The sequence below is a fragment of the Segatella maculosa DSM 19339 = JCM 15638 genome, assembly GCF_000382385.1.
GTDB classification, from domain to species: Bacteria; Bacteroidota; Bacteroidia; order Bacteroidales; family Bacteroidaceae; genus Prevotella; species Prevotella maculosa.
Genome location: NZ_KB908362.1, coordinates 1 through 5285 on the forward strand (window position 1 = coordinate 1; position 5285 = coordinate 5285).

The 5285-nt window shown below is 42.7% G+C and carries 3 protein-coding genes, 1 rRNA gene and 1 pseudogene; 4 read left to right on the plus strand and 1 reads right to left on the minus strand.

Annotated features, from left to right (window positions below; genetic code table 11):
* A 16S ribosomal RNA gene (locus H164_RS0114020) occupies positions 1 to 373 on the minus strand; the annotation flags it as partial.
* A 1046-nt stretch (positions 374 to 1419) separates the two neighbouring features.
* Between H164_RS0114020 and H164_RS0114030 the strand changes: the two genes are divergently transcribed.
* The 4 genes and pseudogenes from H164_RS0114030 to H164_RS16015 form a co-directional block, all read left to right on the plus strand.
* Positions 1420 to 1833 carry an energy transducer TonB gene (locus tag H164_RS0114030; RefSeq protein ID WP_025830421.1) on the plus strand — a complete coding sequence of 138 codons (414 nt, stop codon included), beginning with the start codon at positions 1420 to 1422 and terminating at the stop codon, positions 1831 to 1833.
* A 4-nt stretch (positions 1834 to 1837) separates the two neighbouring features.
* Entirely contained in the window at positions 1838 to 3424 is a 1587-nt protein-coding gene (locus H164_RS0114035; RefSeq protein ID WP_026356394.1) for a hypothetical protein, read from the plus strand.
* A gap of 558 nt (positions 3425 to 3982) precedes the next feature.
* Positions 3983 to 5008: an acyltransferase family protein gene (locus H164_RS0114040; protein WP_019969214.1), complete on the plus strand. Its 1026-nt coding sequence runs from the start codon at positions 3983 to 3985 to the stop codon at positions 5006 to 5008.
* Between the two features lie 113 nt (positions 5009 to 5121).
* Positions 5122 to 5285 (plus strand): annotated as a pseudogene (locus H164_RS16015) (IS5 family transposase); the annotation flags it as partial.

Genomic DNA, 5285 nt, shown 5'->3' on the forward strand with positions numbered 1-5285 from the left:
ATATTCCTCACTGCTGCCTCCCGTAGGAGTTTGGACCGTGTCTCAGTTCCAATGTGGGGGACCTTCCTCTCAGAACCCCTACTGATCGTCGCCTTGGTGGGCCGTTACCCCGCCAACAAGCTAATCAGACGCATCCCCATCTCTCACCGATGAAATCTTTCGTCGTCATCAGATGACTTCCGACGACTGCATAAGGTATTAGTCCGACTTTCGACGGGTTATCCCTTGGTCAGAGGCAGGTTGGATACGCGTTACTCACCCGTGCGCCGGTCGACGACCATCGAAGCAAGCTTCAATGTCGTTTCCCCTCGACTTGCATGTGTTAAGCCTGTAGCTAGCGTTCATCCTGAGCCAGGATCAAACTCTCCATTGTAAAGTAAGTTTGAAAGGTAAGAAGCAAAAAGAAAAGACAGCAGAACTGTCTCGGCTTCAAGCTCATACCATGAATAATCTGTTCAGAACGAATCTCCCTGATTTAATAGTAAAAAAACAAATTGAAAGCAAGAAAGCAACGGACTAAGAAAGCAATCACTCACTGTCCCGTTCCCCATCACTTCACTGCTCGAATTGATCGGTTCGTTTATTCTACCCAAGACACATATCGCTACATGTCTCGCTTCTTGTACTACTTCTCTGTTTATGTAAATCCTTTCAAAGAACGCTTCTTCTAAGTGGCCAGAGCCTTTTGCAAGACCCCTGCCTTGCTCCTGGAATTCATAATCAATGTTCAAGTGATTTCTTCCTGAAAGCGCTTGCAAAGGTAATACAAAAACACGCCACTTCCAAATGTTTTTAAAGAAAAGTTTGAAAACAACTGAAAATTTTCATAAATCATGACAGAAAGACAGGATTTACGAGGTCAGAAAACAGAACATACCGACAAACGGCTGACGGCAGAGAGGCTGACCGCAAGCTTGAAGACTGCGATGCAACTGTAAAAAAAACTACAGAGAGAACACGTCGGCGTCGGCGGCTCCCTTTCTTCTGTTTCTTTCCGTCGTTCTTGTTCTTGTTCTTTGTTCTTGTTCTTTGTTCTTGTTCTTAGGAAATGAAAAGCCACTGATTATCAGATAGTTAAAATGTTAATTAATCTAAACTTCAGGGCAAATGAAGAAAAGTGGAGCAGAAGTGGAGAGACTTCCAAACAAGATTGAGCAAATAAGCCAGAGCCTTCCAATTGCATTTATGTAAAATATTATACACAAAAAGTAAACAGAACCAGTCCTTTTTAAAAAGACTAAGAACTGTCGTATATAACAAAAGGGAAGAGAATACAACGGAAACTTACAAGCAAAGAAAAGGAAATGCGGCCCTTGTGTAAACCTGTGTAACGAATTACTTGACTGCAAACGAAGAATTTACTACTTTTGCAATGTCATGACAAACAACGGAATTATAAACCCACAAACTTGAAACAAAATGAAAACCAGAATAACAACAAGAATGAAAGCCCTGATGTTCATGCTCGCATTGATATTCAGTTTCGCGACAACAGAGACACAGGCACAGAAGAAAACCAAGGTCTACGACATCGTAGAAGTGATGCCCCAGTATCCAGGTGGTATGCAGGAACTGATGCAATACCTTGCCAAAAACATCAAATATCCCCCAAAAGCCGAGAAAAAGGGCATCGAAGGAAAGGTCATGATTAACTTCATCGTTGAGAAAGACGGCAGCATCAGCAATGTAAAAGTCGTCAGACATATACACCCTTTGCTTGACAAAGAGGCCGAGAGAGTCATAAAAGCAATGCCCAAGTGGTCTCCGGGAAAACAAGAAGGAAAGCCCGTAAGAGTGAAGTTCAACATACCTGTAGCTTTCAGACTCAAATAAAAGAATGAGGAAACTCCACCTTATTATATTAATAATCTCTCTCTTCGTTGCGGGATGTTCTACAAAGAGCACCCGCAACGCTTTCCTCATGCACGTTGACAGCCTGCAGCGCACCAACCCAGACTCGGCTTTCAACCTGCTATATGAAAACAACACGCTGTTTACCACCCCTGAAGACAAGGCCTATTACAGCCTGCTCTATTGCGAAACTTTCCTGAAAAAACCGCTTCTCTTCCAAACAAACCAAACCATTGACACGCTCATCAACTACTACAGACAGCAGGACGAAAGCACTCTACTCGCACGTGCGTTGCTCTGCAAGAGTATCAACCAACACAAGCATGGCTATTACAAAGAAGCCCTCACGAATGCCATTGCTGCAGAACAACACACTGCCAACAGCGACAAATACCAACAATGCCTCACCAAACTGCAACTTGGGAGCATCAATCTTGCCAACGGCTGCTATCAGCGGGCACTGCAACAGTTTAAGGAAGCACGTCAATCTGCACGGGCATTCAAAAGAAATCAACCACTGATTGCTCAATGCTATCTCTATGAAAGTCATGCGCACAAACGCTTGCGACACGCTGACAGCACCATGCTGTGCCTGATACAAGCTTTACCCCTCATCGATAAAACCGACCATCACACCTATGCAGAAGCGATGACAAGCATCGGGGAGTGGTATCTCGACCATCAGGATGATGCGCATGCAGGTGCATATCTCACCCAAGCCTACCCTCTTGACGACTCTTACCACGCTGCAATGGCCATAGGAAATCTGTGGCAAAGAAAGGGAGAAGCAGCCATGGCAGAAGACTACTGGTATCAAGCTGCCAACGCCAGCGACCACGAAACGCGCATGGCTGCCCTCGACTCTCTCCTGAAATTCAAGCCAGACAACACTTTTCTTTTGCAGGAATATCGCCGAGCCACAAAGGAAGCACCGCATATCAGCACCGATGAGGTTGCCCAATTGCAGGCCGACTACGAGCATGCTACGCTGCAAAAGCGGGCCTACCAACGCATCAATGCCCTGCTGTTGGGCATTATCTGTCTTGCTTTCCTTGCCATCACGGGACACCGCCACTATAAAAACAAACTGAAAACACTGCGTCACAGCCTCAACAATGTCAATGCCCAATACGTTCAATACCTCGAAGAATATCAGCAGGCTCGAAGCAAAATCAGCCTCTTGGAAAAGCGCATCGCCCACTATCAAGATGACAGAAAAGCGCCTGAAAAATGGAACATAGAAAACGAAATGCTCACCAGCGCTTGCGTTTTCAGTCTGCATCGCCTTGCTTCACGTGGACAAATGGCCCCCGAAAGCAACTGGAATGAACTGTCTCGGCTCATTGTCAACCACGACACTCCACTGATAAAGCTACTTAACCATAGCGACCTCAACGCAAAAGAACGCCACATCTGCATGCTCATCCGTCTGCGGTTCATTCCCAGCGAACTGTCTGCCTTGCTCGGAATCAGTCCGCAAAGCGTAACCAACATGCGGCAACGCCTCCTGCAAAAACTATTTCATGAGAAAGGCGGGGCCAAGGATTTCGACGAAAAGATAAGGGCAATATAGGTCTAAAGCCTGCCATGCAATTTCACCACTTCGAAAACCATAGTACACAATTCAAGTTCTATTGCGTCGTAACTTGATGCAGAACACACCGCAATATGACGCATTTCACAGCCTCATTTGGGGCACTTCACAGCATGATTTGAGTCATTTCACGGCCCCATTTGACGCTCATCGAAGCACTTTCTGACCCAAAACAGCATCTTCACAATATGAGAGAGAAGAGAAAAACAGGCAGAAACGGGAAAGATGTTTCAATACTTTGCTGCTTTATAGCCATATTGATGAAACAGAGGTTACACCAATTCGGAAGAAGATTTTACTTGAAACAATCCCTAATGCCTATCCTCTTCAATGAGTATGAGCAGAGTTTTGACAGTTTATCTACTCCGAACCGAGAGTAAGACTAAACTTTTTAATATCAAAAGAGTAATTTATAAGAAAAATAAGATAACTTTGCAATTGCTTGTTAAATCTGTGGAGATTAATGTATGAAGTCTATCCAAGATTTGTCAGCTCTTTATCTAAAAACACCAAACTGAATATTATAAAAGAATAAACATGACACAACCACGACTCATATGGGCAGACTCTCTCAAGGGGTGGCTTATGCTTCTTGTCATCCTTGGACATGCCATTCAGGGTACCCTTGGATATGAATGCAATAGTAACCACGTGTTTAATTTCATCTACTCCTTTCATATGCCAGCTTTTATAGCGGTTAGTGGCTGGCTGCTTTTTAGAGGAGATTTATCAAGTTATACTAAGGAAGAGTATTTAAAGAGTTGCAAACGAAGAAGCTTACAGTTGCTTGTTCCTTACTTTGTTTGGATAATTATAACATTTATCAGAAAAGGAGACTACACACTGCAAGCCTCGACAGACTTTCTGCTGTATCCCGATCACTCCTTTTGGTTTCTCTGGGTGCTCTTCTGGATTTTTGCCATATTCAGACTTGCACAGCTGGTAGCATTCAATCTAAAGATAAATGAAATATGGATTATCCTTTGCACATGCCTCTTGCTTTTGGGGCTAATGGTTACAATAGAGATACGCATATTAGGGTTTCAATTCCTATCCTATTATTTTCTCTTTTATACTGTTGGCTATTTCCTGCATAAGTTCAAAGCTTTTAAGTTAAAGGTGAAATGGAACAGAATTACACTTGTAATCTTCTTCTTTCTTTGGATATGGTTAGCTTGGGGGTGGACAATGCACGGATTACCTTCATGGATTCCTGCCATTCCCTATTTACCTTCCTCTTTACTTCAATATGCCTATAGGGGATTTACTGCTCTTGTAGCAATCTTAATTATAAATAGCATAGCACCAAAGATATTGAATAACACCCACCCACTGAACAATACACTCTGCCACCTTGGAATTGTATCATTAGGACTATATGTGGTGCATTTGTCAATCATGGACTATATTGTTGATGGCATACAGACTGCTATGCCCTCTTTAAGCACATGGGCATGCATTTTTCTTGCCTTTATCATGGCATTGACAATATCATACTTTATTGTATGGTTACTAAATAAGAATAAATATACAGCAATAATATTTATAGGTAAATATCATTAATCTGGATAAAAAACAGATTATAGATTTGCTACTTTGGCAGAGATGCAAAAGGATTGAGACCTCTGCAAAACTCTTCCCATAATTTTCTTAAATATTTTTTGTACCTTTATCGTATGAAACAGAAGTTATCCTCTCCAAGTTTTGCTGACCTGTTCCTTGGACAGAGAAAGGTCAAGCAGACATTCTTTTCACAAATAAACACAGTCATTGATTGGGCACCTATTCGTGCTATAATAGAAGTGGCTTATACAAAAGGCTGTAAGTCTACTGGCCGGCC